At 70.8% G+C, this 16,955-nt stretch carries 15 protein-coding genes; all 15 read left to right on the top strand.

The genetic code is table 11. The annotated features are described in order from the left end of the window. Positions 1–59 precede the first annotated feature (59 nt). The 15 genes from pyrR to ABFX50_RS15650 all read left to right on the top strand — a co-directional run bounded on the left by pyrR (position 60) and on the right by ABFX50_RS15650 (position 16,882). Positions 60–593, top strand: a complete 534-nt coding sequence (pyrR, locus tag ABFX50_RS15720) for a bifunctional pyr operon transcriptional regulator/uracil phosphoribosyltransferase PyrR (RefSeq protein ID WP_183658957.1) — start codon at positions 60–62, stop codon at positions 591–593. Then, positions 590–1,504 carry an aspartate carbamoyltransferase catalytic subunit gene (locus ABFX50_RS15715; RefSeq protein ID WP_183658959.1) on the top strand — a complete coding sequence of 305 codons (915 nt, stop codon included), beginning with the start codon at positions 590–592 and terminating at the stop codon, positions 1,502–1,504. The genes pyrR and ABFX50_RS15715 overlap by 4 nt, the downstream gene beginning before the upstream one ends. After that, the gene (locus ABFX50_RS15710) at positions 1,504–2,832 is read left to right on the top strand and encodes a dihydroorotase (RefSeq protein ID WP_346147011.1); all 1,329 of its coding nucleotides are present in this window, start codon (positions 1,504–1,506) and stop codon (positions 2,830–2,832) included. Before ABFX50_RS15715 ends, ABFX50_RS15710 begins: the two co-directional genes overlap by 1 nt. Then, the gene (carA, locus tag ABFX50_RS15705) at positions 2,829–3,935 is read left to right on the top strand and encodes a glutamine-hydrolyzing carbamoyl-phosphate synthase small subunit (RefSeq protein ID WP_183658963.1); all 1,107 of its coding nucleotides are present in this window, start codon (positions 2,829–2,831) and stop codon (positions 3,933–3,935) included. The genes ABFX50_RS15710 and carA overlap by 4 nt, the downstream gene beginning before the upstream one ends. Continuing rightward, on the top strand, positions 3,922–7,209 hold the full coding sequence (carB, locus tag ABFX50_RS15700) for a carbamoyl-phosphate synthase large subunit (RefSeq protein ID WP_346147009.1): 3,288 nt from the start codon (positions 3,922–3,924) through the stop codon (positions 7,207–7,209). The genes carA and carB overlap by 14 nt, the downstream gene beginning before the upstream one ends. A 6-nt stretch (positions 7,210–7,215) precedes the next feature. After that, on the top strand, positions 7,216–8,082 hold the full coding sequence (locus ABFX50_RS15695) for a dihydroorotate dehydrogenase electron transfer subunit (RefSeq protein ID WP_221242423.1): 867 nt from the start codon (positions 7,216–7,218) through the stop codon (positions 8,080–8,082). Further along, entirely contained in the window at positions 8,072–9,040 is a 969-nt protein-coding gene (locus ABFX50_RS15690; protein WP_183658969.1) for a dihydroorotate dehydrogenase, read from the top strand. The genes ABFX50_RS15695 and ABFX50_RS15690 overlap by 11 nt, the downstream gene beginning before the upstream one ends. After that, complete coding sequence (pyrF, locus tag ABFX50_RS15685) at positions 9,037–9,726, top strand: orotidine-5'-phosphate decarboxylase (RefSeq protein ID WP_183658971.1); 690 nt, start codon at positions 9,037–9,039, stop codon at positions 9,724–9,726. Before ABFX50_RS15690 ends, pyrF begins: the two co-directional genes overlap by 4 nt. A 302-nt stretch (positions 9,727–10,028) precedes the next feature. Then, complete coding sequence (mihF, locus tag ABFX50_RS15680) at positions 10,029–10,352, top strand: integration host factor, actinobacterial type (protein ID WP_183658973.1); 324 nt, start codon at positions 10,029–10,031, stop codon at positions 10,350–10,352. A gap of 136 nt (positions 10,353–10,488) precedes the next feature. After that, complete coding sequence (gene gmk, locus ABFX50_RS15675) at positions 10,489–11,025, top strand: guanylate kinase (protein ID WP_346147086.1); 537 nt, start codon at positions 10,489–10,491, stop codon at positions 11,023–11,025. Between the two features lie 24 nt (positions 11,026–11,049). Then, a complete protein-coding gene (gene rpoZ / locus ABFX50_RS15670) occupies positions 11,050–11,319 on the top strand; it encodes a DNA-directed RNA polymerase subunit omega (RefSeq protein ID WP_183658975.1) in 270 nt (89 codons plus the stop codon). A 7-nt stretch (positions 11,320–11,326) separates the two neighbouring features. Beyond that, entirely contained in the window at positions 11,327–12,574 is a 1,248-nt protein-coding gene (gene coaBC, locus ABFX50_RS15665) for a bifunctional phosphopantothenoylcysteine decarboxylase/phosphopantothenate--cysteine ligase CoaBC (RefSeq protein WP_346147005.1), read from the top strand. Between the two features lie 216 nt (positions 12,575–12,790). Then, positions 12,791–13,057 (top strand): hypothetical protein, encoded by a 267-nt coding sequence (locus ABFX50_RS15660; protein ID WP_346147003.1) that lies wholly within the window; start codon positions 12,791–12,793, stop codon positions 13,055–13,057. A gap of 129 nt (positions 13,058–13,186) precedes the next feature. Further along, on the top strand, positions 13,187–14,374 hold the full coding sequence (gene metK, locus ABFX50_RS15655) for a methionine adenosyltransferase (protein WP_183658981.1): 1,188 nt from the start codon (positions 13,187–13,189) through the stop codon (positions 14,372–14,374). A 240-nt stretch (positions 14,375–14,614) separates the two neighbouring features. Beyond that, entirely contained in the window at positions 14,615–16,882 is a 2,268-nt protein-coding gene (locus tag ABFX50_RS15650; RefSeq protein WP_346147001.1) for an ATP-binding protein, read from the top strand. Positions 16,883–16,955 lie beyond the last annotated feature (73 nt).

Genomic DNA, 16,955 nt, shown 5'->3' with positions numbered 1-16,955 from the left:
GCGACCCAACACCCTTTAAGACCCGTCCTGTGAGGCGGGAAAGGTGGTGAGCTACACCCATGTCCGAACCAAGGGCCGTTCTCGAAGGCCCGGACATCCACCGGGCGCTGACCCGCATCGCGCACGAGATCCTCGAGCGCACCAAGGGCGCCGACGGCGTCGTCCTCCTCGGCATCCCGACCCGGGGCGCCACTCTCGCCGCCAGGCTCGCCGAGCGGATCGAGCAGTTCGAAGACGTGAAGGTCCCCGTCGGCTCGATCGACATCACGATGTACCGCGACGACCTCAGGCTGCGCCCCGCGCGCCCGCTGGGCCGTACCGACCTGCCCGCCGACGGCATCGACGGCAGGACCGTCGTCCTCGTCGACGACGTGCTCTTCTCGGGACGCTCGGTCCGCGCCGCGCTCGACGCGCTCAACGACCTCGGCAGGCCCACGGCCGTGCAACTGGCCATCCTGGTTGACAGGGGCCACCGCGAGCTGCCCATCAGGGCCGACTACGTGGGCAAGAACCTCCCGACCTCCAAGAGCGAGAAGGTCAAGGTCTACCTGGAGGAGACCGACGGGCGCGACGCAGTGGAGCTGATCAAGTGAACAGGCATCTCATCTCGGCGGCCGACCTCACCAAGGACGACGCGCTGCTGATCCTCGACACCGCCGAGGAACTGGCCCGCGTCTCGGAACGCTCCATCAAGAAGCTGCCGACGCTGCGCGGCCGTACGGTGGTCAATCTGTTCTTCGAGGACTCCACCCGCACCCGCATCTCCTTCGAGGCGGCGGCCAAGCGCCTGTCGGCCGACGTCATCAACTTCTCCGCCAAGGGCTCGAGCGTCTCCAAGGGCGAGTCGCTCAAGGACACCGCGCTGACCCTCGAGGCGATGGGCGCCGACGCCGTCGTCATCCGCCACGGCGCCTCGGGCGCTCCGCACCGCCTGGCCAACTGGGTGCGCGGCAGCGTCGTCAACGCGGGCGACGGCACCCACGAGCACCCCACGCAGGCGCTGCTCGACGCCTTCTCCATGCGCCGCCGCCTGGGCAACCTCGAGGGGCGCAAGGTCACCATCGTCGGCGACGTGCTGCACAGCCGCGTCGCCCGCTCCAACGTGCTGCTGCTGGCCACGCTCGGCGCCGACGTGACCCTGGTCGCGCCGCCGACGCTGCTGCCGGTCTCGATCGGCACCTGGCCGTGCGAGGTCTCCTACGACCTCGACTCGGTGCTGCCCAAGTCCGACGTCGTGATGATGCTGCGGGTGCAGAAGGAGCGGATGAACGCCGCCTACTTCCCCAGCGAGCGCGAGTACTCCCGCCGCTACGGCCTCGACCGCGACAGGTTCGCCAAGATGCCCGACGACGCCATCGTCATGCACCCGGGCCCGATGAACAGGGGCATGGAGATCGCCGCCGAGGTGGCGGACTCGCCGCGCTCGACGATCGTCGAGCAGGTCGCCAACGGCGTGACCATCCGCATGGCCGTCCTGTACCTGCTGCTCGGGGGAGAGATCTGATGCTGATCAAGAACGTTCGCATCCTGGGCGGCGAGCCCGTCGACATCGCCGTGGTCAACGGCCTCATCGCGGAGATCCGTCCCGCCGGGTCCGAAGGCACCCGGCCCGACGGCGACGGCGCGGCCGAGGCGGGGCTTCCCGAGGTCGTCGAAGGGCGGGGCGCGATCGCCCTGCCCGGCCTGGTAGACCTGCACACCCACCTGCGCGAGCCGGGCCGCGAAGACGCCGAGACCGTGCAGACCGGCACCCAGTCGGCCGCCCGCGGCGGCTACACCGCCGTCCACGCCATGGCCAACACCATGCCGGTCGCCGACACCGCGGGCGTCGTCGAGCAGGTCTGGCGGCTCGGCCAGGAGTTCGGCCACTGCGACGTGCAGCCGGTCGGCGCCGTCACCGTCGGGCTGGAGGGCAAGCAGCTGGCCGAGCTCGGCGCGATGGCCGACTCGGCCGCCCGCGTGCGCGTCTTCTCCGACGACGGCAGGTGCGTCGACGACGCCGTGCTCATGCGCAGGGCGCTCGAGTACGTCAAGGCCTTCGACGGCGTCGTCGCCCAGCACGCCCAGGAGCCCAAGCTCACCAAGGACGCCCAGATGAACGAGGGCGTCATCTCCGGCAGGCTCGGCCTGTCCGGCTGGCCCGCGGTGGCCGAGGAGGCGATCATCGCCCGCGACTGCCTGCTGGCCGCGCACGTCGGCTCGCGCCTGCACGTCTGCCACGTCTCCACGGCGGGCTCGGTGGAGATCATCCGCTGGGCCAAGTCCAAGGGCTGGAACGTCACCGCCGAGGTGACCCCGCACCACCTGCTGCTCACCGACGAGCTGGTCGAGCAGTCGCCCAACGGCTCCTACAACCCGATCTACAAGGTCAACCCGCCGCTGCGCACCCGCGCCGACGTCGAGGCGCTGCGCTCGGCCCTGGCCGACGGCACGATCGACGTGGTGGCCACCGACCACGCGCCGCACCCGGTCGAGGACAAGGAGACCGAGTGGGCCGCGGCGGCCATGGGCATGGTCGGCCTCGAGACCGCGCTCAGCGTCGTCCAGGAGGCCATGGTCGACACCGGCCTGCTCGACTGGGCGGGCGTCGCCGAGCGCATGTCCGCCGCCCCCGCGCGCATCGGCCGCCTGCCCGGGCACGGCCGGCCGCTCGAGGTCGGCGCCCCCGCCAACATCGTGCTCTACGACCCCACCGCGCGCGCCGAGGTGGATCCCTCCTCCTTCGCCTCCAAGAGCCGCAACACCCCCTACGAGGGCATGACCCTCCCCGGCAGGGTGCTGGCGACGTTCCTGCGTGGCAGGCCAACCGTTCTCGAAGGGAAGCTCGCTTGAGTAACGCCGTCCTTGTCTTGGAAGACGGCCGTGTCTTCCACGGAATCCCGTACGGCGCCGAGGGCGAGACGTTCGGTGAGATGGTCTTCAACACCGGTATGACCGGCTACCAAGAGACCCTCACCGACCCGTCCTACCATCGCCAGATCGTCGCCATGACCGCTCCGCACATCGGCAACACCGGCGTCAACGACGAGGACCCCGAGTCCTCGAAGGTCTGGGTCGCCGGATACGTCGTGCGCGAGCCGTCCAGGGTGGTCTCCAACTGGCGGGCCAACCGCTCCCTCGACGACTACCTCAAGGAGCAGGGGGTCGTCGGCATCGCGATCACCGGCACCCGCGCGCTGACCCGCCACCTGCGCGAGCGTGGCGCCATGCGCGCGGGCATCTTCACCGCTCCCTCCGAGCCGGTGGAAGCCCTCGTCGAGCGCGTGCGGCGCTCACCGGCCATGGAGGGCGCCGACCTGGCCGCCGAGGTGGCCACGCGGGAGCCCTACGTGGTGCCCGCCATCGGCGAGAAGCGCTTCACCGTCGCCGCTGTCGACCTGGGCATCAAGGGCATGACCCCGCACCGCATGGCCGAACGCGGCTGCGAGGTGCACGTGCTGCCGGCCACCGCGAGCTTCGAGGACGTCATGGCCGTCGCGCCCGACGGCGTCTTCTTCTCCAACGGCCCGGGCGACCCCGCCACCGCCGACGTCACGACGCTGCGCGAGGTGCTCGGGGCGGGGATCCCGTTCTTCGGCATCTGCTTCGGCAACCAGCTGTTCGGCCGCGCCCTCGGCCTGCCGACCTACAAGCTGCGCTACGGCCACCGCGGCGTCAACCAGCCCGTCCAGGACGTCCGCACGGGCAAGGTCGAGATCTCGGCGCACAACCACGGCTTCGCCGTCCAGGCGCCGCTCGGCGAGCCCTTCGACACGCCGTACGGCCGCGCGGAGGTCAGCCACGTCAACCTCAACGACCAGTGCGTCGAGGGGCTGCGGCTGCTCGACGGGCGCGCCTTCAGCGTGCAGTACCACCCCGAGGCGGCCGCCGGCCCGCACGACGCCGCCTACCTTTTTGACGAGTTCTGTGAGGTCATGAGCCGTGCCCAAGCGTGAGGACATCAGGTCGATCCTGGTCATCGGCTCAGGACCGATCGTCATCGGGCAGGCGTGCGAGTTCGACTACTCGGGCACCCAGGCCTGCCGCGTGCTGCGCGCCGAGGGCTTCAAGGTGATCCTGGTCAACAGCAACCCTGCCACGATCATGACCGACCCCGAGTTCGCCGACGCCACCTACGTCGAGCCGATCACCCCCGAGTTCGTCGAGAAGATCATCGCCAAGGAGCGCCCCGACGCGCTGCTGCCCACCCTGGGCGGGCAGACCGCGCTCAACACCGCGGTCGCCCTGCACGAGGCGGGCGTGCTCGAGCGCTACGACGTCGAGCTGATCGGCGCCGACTTCGACGCCATCCAGGCGGGCGAGAACCGCGAGCGCTTCAAGGAGATCGTCGCCAAGGTCGCGCGCGAGCAGGGACTCAACGCCGAGTCGGCCAGGTCGGTGGTGTGCCACACCATGGACGAGTGCGTGGCGGCGGCCGGCGAGCTGGGTTACCCGCTGGTCGTGCGCCCCTCCTTCACCATGGGCGGCGTCGGCTCGGGCTTCGCCTACGACGAGGACGACCTGCGCCGCATCGCGGGCGCGGGCCTCGACGCCTCGCCGACCACCGAGGTGCTCCTCGAGGAGTCGATCCTCGGCTGGAAGGAGTACGAGCTCGAGGTCATGCGCGACAAGGCCGACAACGTCGTCATCGTCTGCTCCATCGAGAACATCGACCCGATGGGCGTGCACACCGGCGACAGCGTGACCGTGGCCCCCGCGCTCACCCTGACCGACCGCGAGTACCAGAACATGCGCGACGTGGCCATCGCGGTCATCCGTGAGGTCGGCGTCGACACCGGCGGCTGCAACATCCAGTTCGCGGTCAACCCGAGCTCGGGCCGCATGATCGTCATCGAGATGAACCCGCGCGTGTCGCGCTCCTCGGCGCTGGCCTCCAAGGCGACGGGCTTCCCCATCGCCAAGATCGCGGCCAAGCTGGCGATCGGCTACACGCTCGACGAGATCCCGAACGACATCACGAAGGAGACCCCGGCCTCCTTCGAGCCGACCCTCGACTACATCGTGGTCAAGGTGCCGAGGTTCGCCTTCGAGAAGTTCCGCGGCGCCGACCAGACGCTCACCACGCACATGAAGTCGGTGGGCGAGGCCATGGCGATCGGCCGCTCCTTCCCCGAGGCGCTGCAGAAGGCGCTGCGGTCGCTGGAGAAGAAGGGCTCGTCCTTCTCCTGGGCGGGGCACGTCGCGCCCAAGCAGGAGCTGCTCGACGACTGCCGCACCCCCCACGACGGCAGGCTGCGCACCATGCAGCAGGCCATCAGGGCGGGCGCCACGGCCGAGGAGCTGTTCGACTCGACCAACATCGACCCGTGGTTCATCGACCAGCTCATGCTGCTCGACGAGGAGGCCCGCGCGCTCGGCGAGGCGCCCGAGCTGACCCGCGAGGCGCTGGAGCGGGCCAAGCACCTCGGCTTCTCCGACGCCCAGATCGGCGAGATCCGCAGCATGGACGAGACGCGGGTGCGCGACCTGCGCCACGCGCTCGGCCTGCGCCCGGTCTACAACACCGTCGACACCTGCGCGGCGGAGTTCGCGGCCAAGACGCCCTACCTCTACTCCACCTACGACGAGGAGAGCGAGGTCCCCCACGGCGACAGGCCGAAGGTCCTCATCCTCGGCAGCGGGCCCAACCGCATCGGCCAGGGCATCGAGTTCGACTACGCCTGCGTGCACGCCTCCTTCGAGCTGTCCAGGGCCGGGTTCGAGACCGTCATGGTCAACTGCAACCCCGAGACGGTCTCGACCGACTACGACACCTCCGACCGGCTCTACTTCGAGCCGCTCACGCTCGAGGACGTCCTCGAGGTGGTCCACGCCGAGCAGCAGACGGGCCCCGTCGTGGGCGTCATCGTGCAGCTCGGCGGCCAGACACCCCTCGGACTGGCCCAGGCGCTGAAGGACGCCGGCGTGCCCGTGGTCGGCACCTCGCCCGAGTCCATCCACCTCGCGGAGGAGCGCGGTGCGTTCGGCCGCGTGCTGGCGGAGGCCGGGCTGCCCGCGCCCAAGCACGGCACGGCGCTGACCGTCCCCGAGGCGCTGGCCATCGCCGACGAGATCGGCTACCCGGTCCTGGTGCGCCCCTCCTACGTCCTCGGCGGCGCCGGCATGGCCATCGTCTACGACGACGAGACGCTGACCACCTACATGGCGGCCCAGGAGGGCGGGCACCCGGTCCTGGTCGACAAGTTCCTCGACGAGGCCATCGAGATCGACGTCGACGCCCTGTTCGACGGCGAGGAGCTCTACCTCGGCGGCGTGATGGAGCACATCGAGGAGGCGGGCATCCACTCGGGCGACTCGGCCTGCGCGCTGCCGCCGATCACCCTCGGCGGCAACGACATCAAGCGCATCCGCGCCGCCACCGAGGGCATCGCCAGGGGCGTCGGCGTCCGCGGCCTGCTCAACGTGCAGTACGCGATGGCGGCGGGCGTGCTCTACGTCCTGGAGGCCAACCCGAGGGCCAGCCGTACGGTGCCCTTCGTCTCCAAGGCGACGGCGGTGCCGCTGGCGAAGGCGGCGGCCCGCGTCATGATGGGGGCCACGGTCGCCGAGCTGAGGGCCGAGGGCATGCTGCCCGCGACGGGTGACGGCGGCACGCTGCCGCTCGACGCCTCCATCGCGGTCAAGGAGGCGGTGCTGCCGTTCAACCGCTTCCGCGGCGTCGACATCGTGCTCGGCCCCGAGATGCGCTCGACGGGCGAGGTCATGGGCATCGACGAGTTCTTCGGCATCGCCTACGCCAAGTCCCAGGCGGGCGCCTACGGCGAACTGCCCACCAAGGGCAGGGCCTTCGTCTCGGTGGCCAACAGGGACAAGCGCTCGATGATCTTCCCGGTGCGCGCGCTCGCCGATCTCGGCTTCGAGATTCTCGCCACGGAGGGCACCGCGGAGGTGCTGCGCCGCAACGGAGTCCATGCCAAGATCGTGCGAAAGCAGAGCGAGGGAACGGGACCCGACGGTGAGCCGACGATCGTGCAGCGCATCCTGGACGGCGAGGTGGACCTGATCGTCAACACGCCGTTCGGCAGCCCGGGCCAGTCCGGGCCGCGCCTCGACGGCTACGACATCCGCACCGCGGCCGTGCTGCGCGGCATCCCGTGCATCACGACGGTCCAGGGACTCGCCGCGGCGGCGGCGGGCATCCAGGCCATCGTGCGGGGCGATGTGGGCGTACGGTCCCTTCAGGAGCACGCACGAGCCCTGCGGGGGTGATCGAGTCTGGCCGGGACTCCGGTGCAGGTGACGGGCACGGTGCTGACGACGCGCCGGGTCGACGCCTACCATGCGCTGACCGTCGTGGCGCCCGGCGTCGCCGAGAGGTTCAGGCCAGGCCACTTCGTCTCGGTCGCCGTCGGGGGTCCGCGCACCTCGATGGTGACCAGGCGCGCCCTGTCCATCCATGACGTCAAGCCCGACTACGGCGGCACGGTGGAGCTGGTCTTCACCGCCAAGGGCCCCGGCACGTCATGGCTGGCCGAGCGGCGCGCCCGCGACACCCTCGACCTGGTGGGGCCGCTGGGGCGGCCCTTCCCGCTGCCCCGCGACCCGGCCAGCTGCGTCCTGGTCGGCGCCGAGTACGGCGCGGCCGCCCTGTTCCCTCTCGCCGACGCGCTGATGGAACGGGGCTGCCGCATCGACTTCGCGCTCGGCGCGGCCTCGGCCGACAGGGTCTTCGGCGCGATGCGGGCCCGCAGGATGGCAGAGACGACCACGCTCACCACCGAGGACGGCTCGCTCGGCCTGCGCGGCAGCGTGACCGACGTGCTGCCCTCCGTCATCGCCGACACGCGCGCCGACGTCATCTACGCCTGTGGGCCGATGGAGACGCTGCGCGCGGTCACCGCGGTGGCGATCGAGTTCGACATCCCCGTCCAGGTGGCGGTGGAGGAGTCGATGGCCTGCGGCATCGGGGTCTGCATGACCTGCGTGCTGCCCGTCATCGGCGACGACGGCGTGACCAGGATGGTGCGCGCCTGCGTGGAGGGTCCTGTCTTCAGGGGGGAACGAGTGCGGTTCGAGGACGTCGGAACGATCCCGTTCGACGCGCTCGGGGCCCCGGGCGGCGGAGCGCGCAATGTCGGTTGACATGCGCACCTTCCTCGCCCATGTCGAGCTGGCCAACCCCGTCACCACGGCGGCCGGGTGCGCGGGCTCGGGACGCGAGCTGGCCCAGTTCTTCGACCTGCACCGCCTCGGCGCGCTGGTGACCAGGTCGATCACCATGGCCCCGCGCGCGGGCAGGCCGACGCCCAGGATGGCCGAGACACCCTCCGGGATGCTCAACGCGGTCGGACTGCAGGGTCCAGGCATCGACGCCTTCCTCGAACGCGAGCTGCCGTGGCTGGCCCAGCGCGGCATCAGGACCGTCGTCTCCGTCGGCGGCGGCACCGTCGCCGAGTACTCCGCGCTGGCCCGCCGCCTGACCGACGCGCCGGGCGTGACCGCCGTCGAGGTCAACCTCGCCTGCCCCAACATCGAGGACAGAGGCCGCGTCTTCGCCCGCGACGGGGGAGCGGCGGCCGAGGTGATCGCCTCGGTCCGCTCGGTCATGCGCTACGACGTGCCTGTCGTCGCCAAGCTCTCACCCGACGTGGCCGACGTCGTGGCCGTCGCCCGCGCCTGCGTGGACGCGGGAGCCGACGCCCTGTCCATGATCAACAATCCGCTCGGCATGAGCATCGACGTGGACGCGCTCAGGCCCACCCTCGCCGCGGGCACCGGCGGCCTGTCAGGGCCCGCGATCCTGCCGCTGGCGGTCAGGTGCGTCTGGCAGGTCCACGCCGCCATCCCCGGCGTGCCCATCGTGGGCGTCGGCGGCGTGACGAGCGGGCACGACGCGCTCCAGCTCATCCTGGCGGGCGCCTGCGTCGTCGGGGTGGGCACGGCGCTCTTCCACGACCCCTACGCCTGCCTGCGCATCGAGCGCGAGCTCGAGGAGCTGCTGCAGGCCAAGGGCTTCCACCGCCTGGCCGACGCCGTCGGCCTGGCCCACCGGCCCACCGCAAGACATCTGCTCGTCGACTCGGAGGAGAGTTCCCTGTGACGCCCGCACCCATCGCCGTCGCCCTGGACGCACCTGATCTGGAGACCGCGGCCCGCTGGGCTTCGCTGGTGACCCCGCACGTGAGCACCGTCAAGGTCGGCCTGGAGCTGTACCTGCGCTACGGACCCGACGTGATCGCCTCCGTGCGCGGCGCCAGCGGGGTGCGGGTCTTCCTCGACCTCAAGCTGCACGACATCCCGAACACCGTCGCAGGGGCCACAAGGGCCGTAGCGCGCCTGCGGCCCGCCATCCTGACCGTGCACGCGGCGGGGGGCCCCGCGATGATCCAGGCGGCCGTGGAGGCCGCTCCACACACCAAGATCGCGGCGGTGACCGTCCTCACGTCGCTGTCGGCGGCCGATCTGGCCGCCATCGGCGTCGAGGGCACCCCCGAGGACGCCGTGCGGCGGATGGCGGTGATGTCGGTGGAGGCGGGCGCGACGGCTCTGGTGTGCTCGCCCCACGAGGTCGCCGCGGTGCGCGCGGCCGTGGGGCCCTCCATCACGCTGATCACTCCGGGAGTGCGCCCCGCGGGGGCCGACAGCCAGGACCAGGCGCGGGTGGCCACACCCGAGCAGGCGCTGGCCGACGGCGCGGACCTGCTCGTCATCGGCCGCCCCATCACGGCCTCTCCCGACCCCGGTGCGACCGCTGCCTCCATTGCGGCCTCTCTACGGCGTTCGTGACCGTTCGTCCGGTACGGCGGGCGCGCTCGAAGCCCTTCTCCAGCAGGCTTTCGGCCGCCCGTTTCCACCCCTCCGGACGGGGTTCTGTGATCATGATCGCATTCCGGTGATCTCGCTTGACGAACGGCGAGAACCGGGAAGTGAGGGCGATTTGATCTACGCAGCGTGGTTTCGTGATCACGCAAAGTGCTGAACTGGACTTTGTCACCACAGAAACTGCCTTTGACGTTGCTAAGGACGCGTTGACCAGCTAGTTTCCCTTCCCGTCCGAGTACATCGACAGAAATTCGAGGTGACCCGGCGTGGCTCTTCCTCCCCTGACCCCTGAGCAGCGCGCCGCAGCCCTGGAGAAGGCTGCCAAGGCCCGTAAGGAGCGTGCCGAGGTCAAGAACCGGCTCAAGCACGGCGCGGTTTCTCTGGCTGAGGTGCTCAAGGATGGGCAGACAGACGACGTCATCGGCAAGATGAAGGTGTCGGCTCTGTTGGAGTCGCTCCCCGGCGTGGGCAAGGTCCGCGCCAAGCAGCTGATGGAGCGGCACGCTATTGCCGAGTCCCGCCGCGTGCGGGGTCTCGGTGCGAACCAGAGGGCTGCCCTCGAGCGCGAGTTCGGTGGCAACGAGGGCTAACCTCGGTACCACAGAAAAGCGCAGGTTCGACGGGGGTAACGAAGTGACCGACAGGTCCTGGTCCGATGGTGATGGCACGGATCGCGGTGGTTTCGTTCCCCCGGGTGGTGGCTCTCACGAGCGCGCCACCCGGCGGCTGACGGTCCTTTCCGGGCCGTCGGGCGTCGGCAAGTCCACGGTCGTCGCCGAGCTCCGGCGGGCACACCCAGAGGTGTGGCTGTCGGTCTCGGTGACCACCAGGAAGCCCCGTCCGGGCGAGACCCACGGTGTGGAGTACTTCTTCGTCGACGACGAGGGCTTCGACAGGCTCATCTCCTCCGGCGAGCTGCTGGAGTGGGCCGAGTTCGCGGGAAACAGGTACGGCACGCCACGGCAGGCCGTCATCGACAAGCTCGCCCAGAACGTGCCCACGGTGCTGGAGATCGACCTCCAGGGCGCCAGGCAGGTGCGGGAGAGCATGCCCGAGGCGTTGCTGGTCTTCCTCGCCCCTCCCTCGTGGGAGGAGCTGGAGAAGCGGCTGCGAGGCCGCGGCACCGAACCCGAGGACGTCATCGCCCGCCGCCTCGAGGCGGGCAGGGTCGAGATGGCGGCCGAGAAGGAGTTCGATACCACGCTGGTCAACACGAACGTCCAGGACGTATGCCACAGGCTGATAGCCTTGATGACTGCATAGCATTCCGACGAGAGGTCTGACAACGTGGCAGGCATCGCCCCCACGACCGAGGGCATCACCAACCCCTCGATCGACTCGCTGCTCGACATCGTCGACAGCAAGTACTCACTGGTGATCATGGGCGCCAAGCGGGCCCGCCAGATCAACGCCTACTACTCCCAGCTCGGCGAGGGCCTGCTGGAGTACGTCGGTCCCCTGGTCGAGACCCACGCCCAGGAGAAGCCCCTGTCCATCGCGCTTCGCGAGGTCTCCGAGGGCCTGCTCAACGCCGAGCCCATCGAAGGCGCGGTCTGACCCTTCCATGAGGGTCGTCCTGGGCGTCAGCGCGGGCATCGCCGCCTACAAGGCCTGCGAGCTCCTGCGCCTGTTCACCGAGTCGGGTCACGAGGTGCGGGTCGTTCCGACCCGCGACGCGCTGCGCTTCGTGGGCGAGCCCACGTGGGCGGCGCTGTCGGGCCACCCGGTGACCGTCGACGTCTGGGACGGCGTGCACGAGGTGCCCCATGTGCGGCTCGGCCAGCAGGCCGATCTCGTCGTGGTGGCGCCCGCGACCGCCGACGTGCTGGCCAAGGCGGCCCACGGACTCGCCGGCGACCTGCTGACCACCACCCTGCTCACCGCTCGGTGCCCCGTGGTGTTCGCGCCCGCGATGCACACCGAGATGTGGGAGCACCCCGCGACCGTGGCCAACGTCGCCACCCTCCGCGAGCGGGGCTCCATCGTCATCGACCCCGCCGTCGGGCGCCTCACGGGCGCCGACACGGGACCAGGACGGCTGCCCGACCCCGCGGAGATCTTCGAGATCTGCCGCACCGTCATGGCGGGCCGTCCGCGCGACCTCGAGGGGCGCAAGGTCGTCATCTCGGCCGGCGGCACCCGCGAGGCCCTCGACCCGGTCCGCTTCCTCGGCAACCGCTCCTCGGGGCTGCAGGGCTACGCCCTCGCCCGTACGGCCGTCGCGCGGGGGGCCGAGGTCACCCTCGTCGCCGCCAACGTGTCACTGCCCGATCCGGCGGGCGCCAAGGTCGTCAGGGTCGAGTCCGCGCTCGAACTGCGCGAGGCCGTGCTGACCGCCTCGGCCGACGCCGACGCCGTCGTCATGGCGGCGGCCGTGGCCGACTTCAGGCCCGCGGTGCGGCGCGAGTCCAAGATCAAGAAGCGCGACGGCGAGCCCGAGCCGATCGAGCTGGTCAAGAACCCCGACATCCTCGCCGAGCTCGGCGAGCGCAGGCGCGCGGCCAGGCAGGCGGCGGGCGTGGGCCCCGTCCCGGGCCCTGGCGCCTCCTCGGGCGCGGGGGCGCCGCCGTACGTGATCGTGGGGTTCGCGGCCGAGACCGACGACGTGCTGGCCAACGGCCAGGCCAAGCTGGCCCGCAAGGGATGCGACCTGCTGGTCGTCAACCAGGTCGGCGAGGGGCTCGCGTTCGGCACCCCCGACAACGCCGCCACCGTGCTCGTCGCGGGCGGCTCCCCTGTGGAGGTGCCGCGCGGTCCCAAGGAGGACCTCGCCGACACCGTGTGGGGCCTGGTGGCCGCCCGCCTCGTCTGAGGCGCCCGCCTCGACCGTTCAGGCAAGCGCGCTTTCGGCATGGGCGGTTACCTGATCAACCGTTGCGGCACCCCGTCTGCCTGCGGATACTGAGGGTCGGCGAGGGGGGATGCGATGCCGGTGACGTCGGCTGTCAGAGATCGCTGCCGGGCTCTGTTGCGTCAGGGGGAGGAGATCCGCTATGTCTTTCCCGCGCTGTCCATAGGCCCGCCCGGCGTGGCCAACTTTTTGATCGTCGTGACCGACAGGTCCGTCTCCGTCCTGGCCACCAGGATGCTGAGGAACGACCGTCCCGTCTCGCTCTACGCCGCCTTTCCCCGAGCGACCAGGCTGGGCCCCATCACCATGGCGCCGAGCCCCGTCATCCAGGTGGGGGAGATGTTCTTCGAGTTCGACGAGGAGTACGCCGCCGTCGTGGCAGCGGCCGACGCGGAGGTGTTCGACCCCGAGTTGCTGCCCCTGGATCCGCTCCCTGAGCTCTGACAAGGGGCACAATGAGAGCAGTTTCGCGGCGCGCAGGCATGTAGGGCTACACTTCGGCGATGGCCCTGGCGTGTCCTACCCGCCCGAGCCGCACATCCGTCAGCAGCCGCTGCATGAGGAGCCACTGAGTTGTCACGTCGCCTGTTCACCTCCGAGTCGGTCACAGAAGGCCACCCGGACAAGATCGCCGACCAGATCAGTGACGCGATTCTCGACGCCATGCTCAAGGACGACCCCAAGAGCAGGGTCGCCGTCGAGACGCTGATCACTACCGGCCAGGTCCACGTCGCAGGCGAGGTGACGACCGAGACCTACGTCGACATCGCCGGCGTCATCCGCGAGAAGATCCTTGAGATCGGCTACGACGCCTCCCACAAGGGGTTCGACGGCGCCTCCTGCGGCGTGTCGGCCTCCATCGGCGCGCAGTCGCCCGACATCGCCCAGGGCGTCGACGACGCCTACGAGCACCGCGTCGACGGTGACATCGACGAGCTCGACCGTCAGGGCGCGGGCGACCAGGGCCTGATGTTCGGCTACGCCTGCCGCGAGACGCCCGAGCTGATGCCGCTGCCTATCACGCTGGCGCACCGGCTGGCCCGCCGCCTGTCCGAGGTGCGCAAGTCGGGCCTGGTGCCCTACCTGCGTCCCGACGGCAAGACCCAGGTCACCATCGAGTACGACGGCGACAAGCCCGTCCGCCTCGACACGGTCGTCGTCTCCACGCAGCACGCCGCGGAGATCGACCTCAAGGAGATGCTGACCCCCGACATCAAGGAGCACGTGGTCGACCACGTGCTCGCCGGGCTCGACATCGACACCGACGGCTACCGCCTGCTGGTCAACCCGACGGGCCGCTTCGAGATCGGCGGCCCCATGGGCGACGCCGGCCTCACCGGACGCAAGATCATCGTCGACACCTACGGCGGCATGGCCCGCCACGGTGGCGGCGCCTTCTCCGGCAAGGACCCGTCCAAGGTCGACCGCTCGGCCGCCTACGCGATGCGCTGGGTCGCCAAGAACATCGTCGCCGCCGGTCTGGCCGACCGCGCCGAGGTCCAGGTCGCCTACGCCATCGGCAAGGCGCATCCGGTCGGCGTGTTCGTCGAGACCTTCGGCACCGAGAAGGTCGCCGTGGAGAAGATCCAGGAGGCCGTGACCCAGGTGTTCGACCTGCGTCCCGCCGCGATCATCCGCGACCTCGACCTGCTGCGCCCGATCTACTCCGAGACCGCCGCCTACGGCCACTTCGGCCGTGAGGGCTTCTCGTGGGAGTCGACCGACCGCGCCGAGGCGCTGCGCACCGCCGCCGGTCTCTGACCCCTTCGCGTCCACGACAATGCCGCACTCCTGTGGAGTGCGGCATTGCCGCGTTCGGCGGGAGGAATCGCGGCGATCTCTATAACGTGGCTTCCAGGTGGCCTCCAGCCGGCCGGGGAGGCCGCCCGTAGGTGAGATCGCGGATAGGCAGCTCGCCGGATGGGCAAGATCTTTGACCGTGAGCCTTTTACTCGTCGGCGGCACGGGCGTGCCGTCGTCACGCCGAGCGGGGACGGGTCCGTGACGTTCAGGCCCGCCCTGCCACAGGAGACCACCAGCCTCGTCGGACGCAGGGCGGAGGTCGGGGCCGTACGGCGCGCCCTGCAGCGCGGCAGGCTCGTCACGCTGACGGGCGTCGCGGGCGTGGGCAAGACCAGGGTGGCGATCAGGGCGGCCAGGCTGACGCGCAGGGCCTTCGCCGACGGCGTCGTCTTCGTCAGCCTGTCGGGCCTCACCTCGGCCGAGAGCCTGGAGCACGCGCTCGCCCAGGCGATGGGGATCCACGAGCTGGTCTCGCACAGCGGGGTGCGCCTGCTGGCGGGCCATCTGCGTCCGCGCAGGACACTGCTGGTGCTCGACGGCTGCGAGCACCTGCCGGAGGAGGTCTCCGCGCTGGCCCAGGCGCTGCTGGCGGCGGCGCCAGGGCTGCACATGCTGCTCACCAGCAGGCAGGTGCTGCGCGCGCCTGGCGAGCACACCGTGGAGGTGCGCCCGATGAGCGTGCCCTGCGCGGGCGCCTCGCTGGCGGAGGTGGCGGCCACCGAGTCGTACGCGCTGCTCGTCGAGCGGATGGCCGATCCCTCCTTCAGGCTGACCGAGCAGAACACGGCGCTGGTCTCGGGGCTGTGCCGCAGGCTGGAGGGCGTTCCGCTGGCCATCGAGCTGGCCGCGGTGCGGGCGCGGGTCATGCCGCTGGAGGAGATCCTGCGCACGATGGGAGGGCAGCCTGGCGGCTCGGTCATGGAGTCGGCCGCCGGCTGGAGCCACGATCTGTGCGGACCCGAGGAGCGGCTGCTGTGGCGGCGGCTCGCCGTCTTCGCCGGGCCCTTCGACCTCGCGGCGGCGGAGGCGGTGTGCTCGGGCGAGGGGCTGGCCGAGGAGGAGGTCTATCCCGCGCTCGCCGCGCTGGTCGACAGGTCGGTCGTCATCACCGAGCGGGACGAGGGCCGCGTCGCCTACAGGATGCTCGGTGGCGTCAGGCAGTTCGCGCTGGCCAGGATGTCGGCCGGCGAGCTCGGCGAGCTACGGCGCCGGCACAGGGAGCACTACCTGGCCATGGCCGTCAGGCTCGGGTGCGAGCAGAACTCCGTCAGCCGTCTGGCGACCTGGAGCACGGCCCGCGGGGAGTGGCCCAACTTCCGCGCGGCGATCGAGTCGTACGCCGCCGCCGAAGGACAGGTGGACAGCTGCGCGCGGATGCTGGTGGGGCTGTGGTTCCTCTGGCTGTACGCGGGGATGTCGAGGGAGGGCAGAAGCTATCTCGAACGCTTCCTGGCCACCAGCGGCATCGAGGGCTTCCCCCGGCTCGCGGCCCTGATGACGCTCACCCACATCAGGGTCGGGCAGGGCGACCTCGAAGCCGCGCGGCTCAGCCTGGCCGAGGCCGACGACCTGGTCGCCGCCCTCGAGGCAGCCGACGAGCCAAGGGAGCACCCCGGCAGCCGCCGCCTGGAGGTCGTGCGAGGGATGTACCACTTCGTGATGGGCGAGCTCGACGCGGCGGAGCAGGGGCTGAGGCGGGCGCTGAAGGCCATGACGGGCAGCCGCGGCGTCGCCGCGGTCGAGGGGATCGTCACCCTCGGGCTGGTCCACGTGGCGCAGCTGCGCTTCGACGAGGCCGTGGACGTGCTGCGCAGGGCCCGCAGGCTCTGCGCCGAGCAGCGCGAGGACGTCATCGGCGCCTGGGCCGACCTCATCCTGGCGCTCGCGCTGCGTGGCAGGGGCGAGTACGCCGAGGCCATGCGCCTGGCCACCTCCGCGGTGCGCGCCCACGCGCGCATGCGCACCAACCACGCCACCGCCTTCGCCGTCGAGGTGGTGGGCTGGCTGGCCACCGACCTCGACGAGCACACCCGCGCCGCCATGCTGCTGAGCGCCACAGGCGGCCTGTGGAAGGTCGAGGTGAGCGCCTTCTTCGGCTCGCGGCAGCTGGCCAGGGAGCACTCGGCCTGTGAGGAGCGGCTGCGCGCCGCGCTCGGACCGCACTACGTCAGGGCGGCGGCCGCGGGGAAGGCCATGTCGGCGGCGGAGGTGGTCGCGTGCGCCCTGACGCTGTGCCCAGGCTCCTCCCGGCAGGAGGAGGACCATGGGCTGGCGCTGCTCACGCCGAGGGAGATCGACGTGGCCAGGCTGGTGGCCGACGGGCTGACCAACCGCCTCATCTCCCAGCGCCTGGTGATCGCCACCAGGACCGTCGACACCCACGTGGAGAACATCCTCAAGAAGCTCGGCTTCGCCGGGCGCAGCCAGATCGCCGCCTGGGTGATCAAGGAGCGCGGGCGCTCATGAGCCCGAACATCGTGATGGGAATAGGCACTTCTCCCGATGTTGCCAAGCGTGATGCCCTGAATACTCGTCGTGT

The organism is Nonomuraea recticatena (genome assembly GCF_039533245.1).
Lineage (GTDB): Bacteria > Actinomycetota > Actinomycetes > Streptosporangiales > Streptosporangiaceae > Nonomuraea > Nonomuraea roseola.
This window is presented reverse-complemented; position numbering and strand designations above follow the sequence as displayed.

Coding starts and splice junctions, on each gene's coding strand:
- ABFX50_RS15690 (WP_183658969.1), top strand. CDS start 8,072: ATGTCGGTTGACATGCGCACCTTCCTCGCCCATGTCGAGCTGGCCAAC.
- ABFX50_RS15710 (WP_346147011.1), top strand. CDS start 1,504: ATGCTGATCAAGAACGTTCGCATCCTGGGCGGCGAGCCCGTCGACATC.
- coaBC (WP_346147005.1), top strand. CDS start 11,327: ATGAGGGTCGTCCTGGGCGTCAGCGCGGGCATCGCCGCCTACAAGGCC.
- pyrR (WP_183658957.1), top strand. CDS start 60: ATGTCCGAACCAAGGGCCGTTCTCGAAGGCCCGGACATCCACCGGGCG.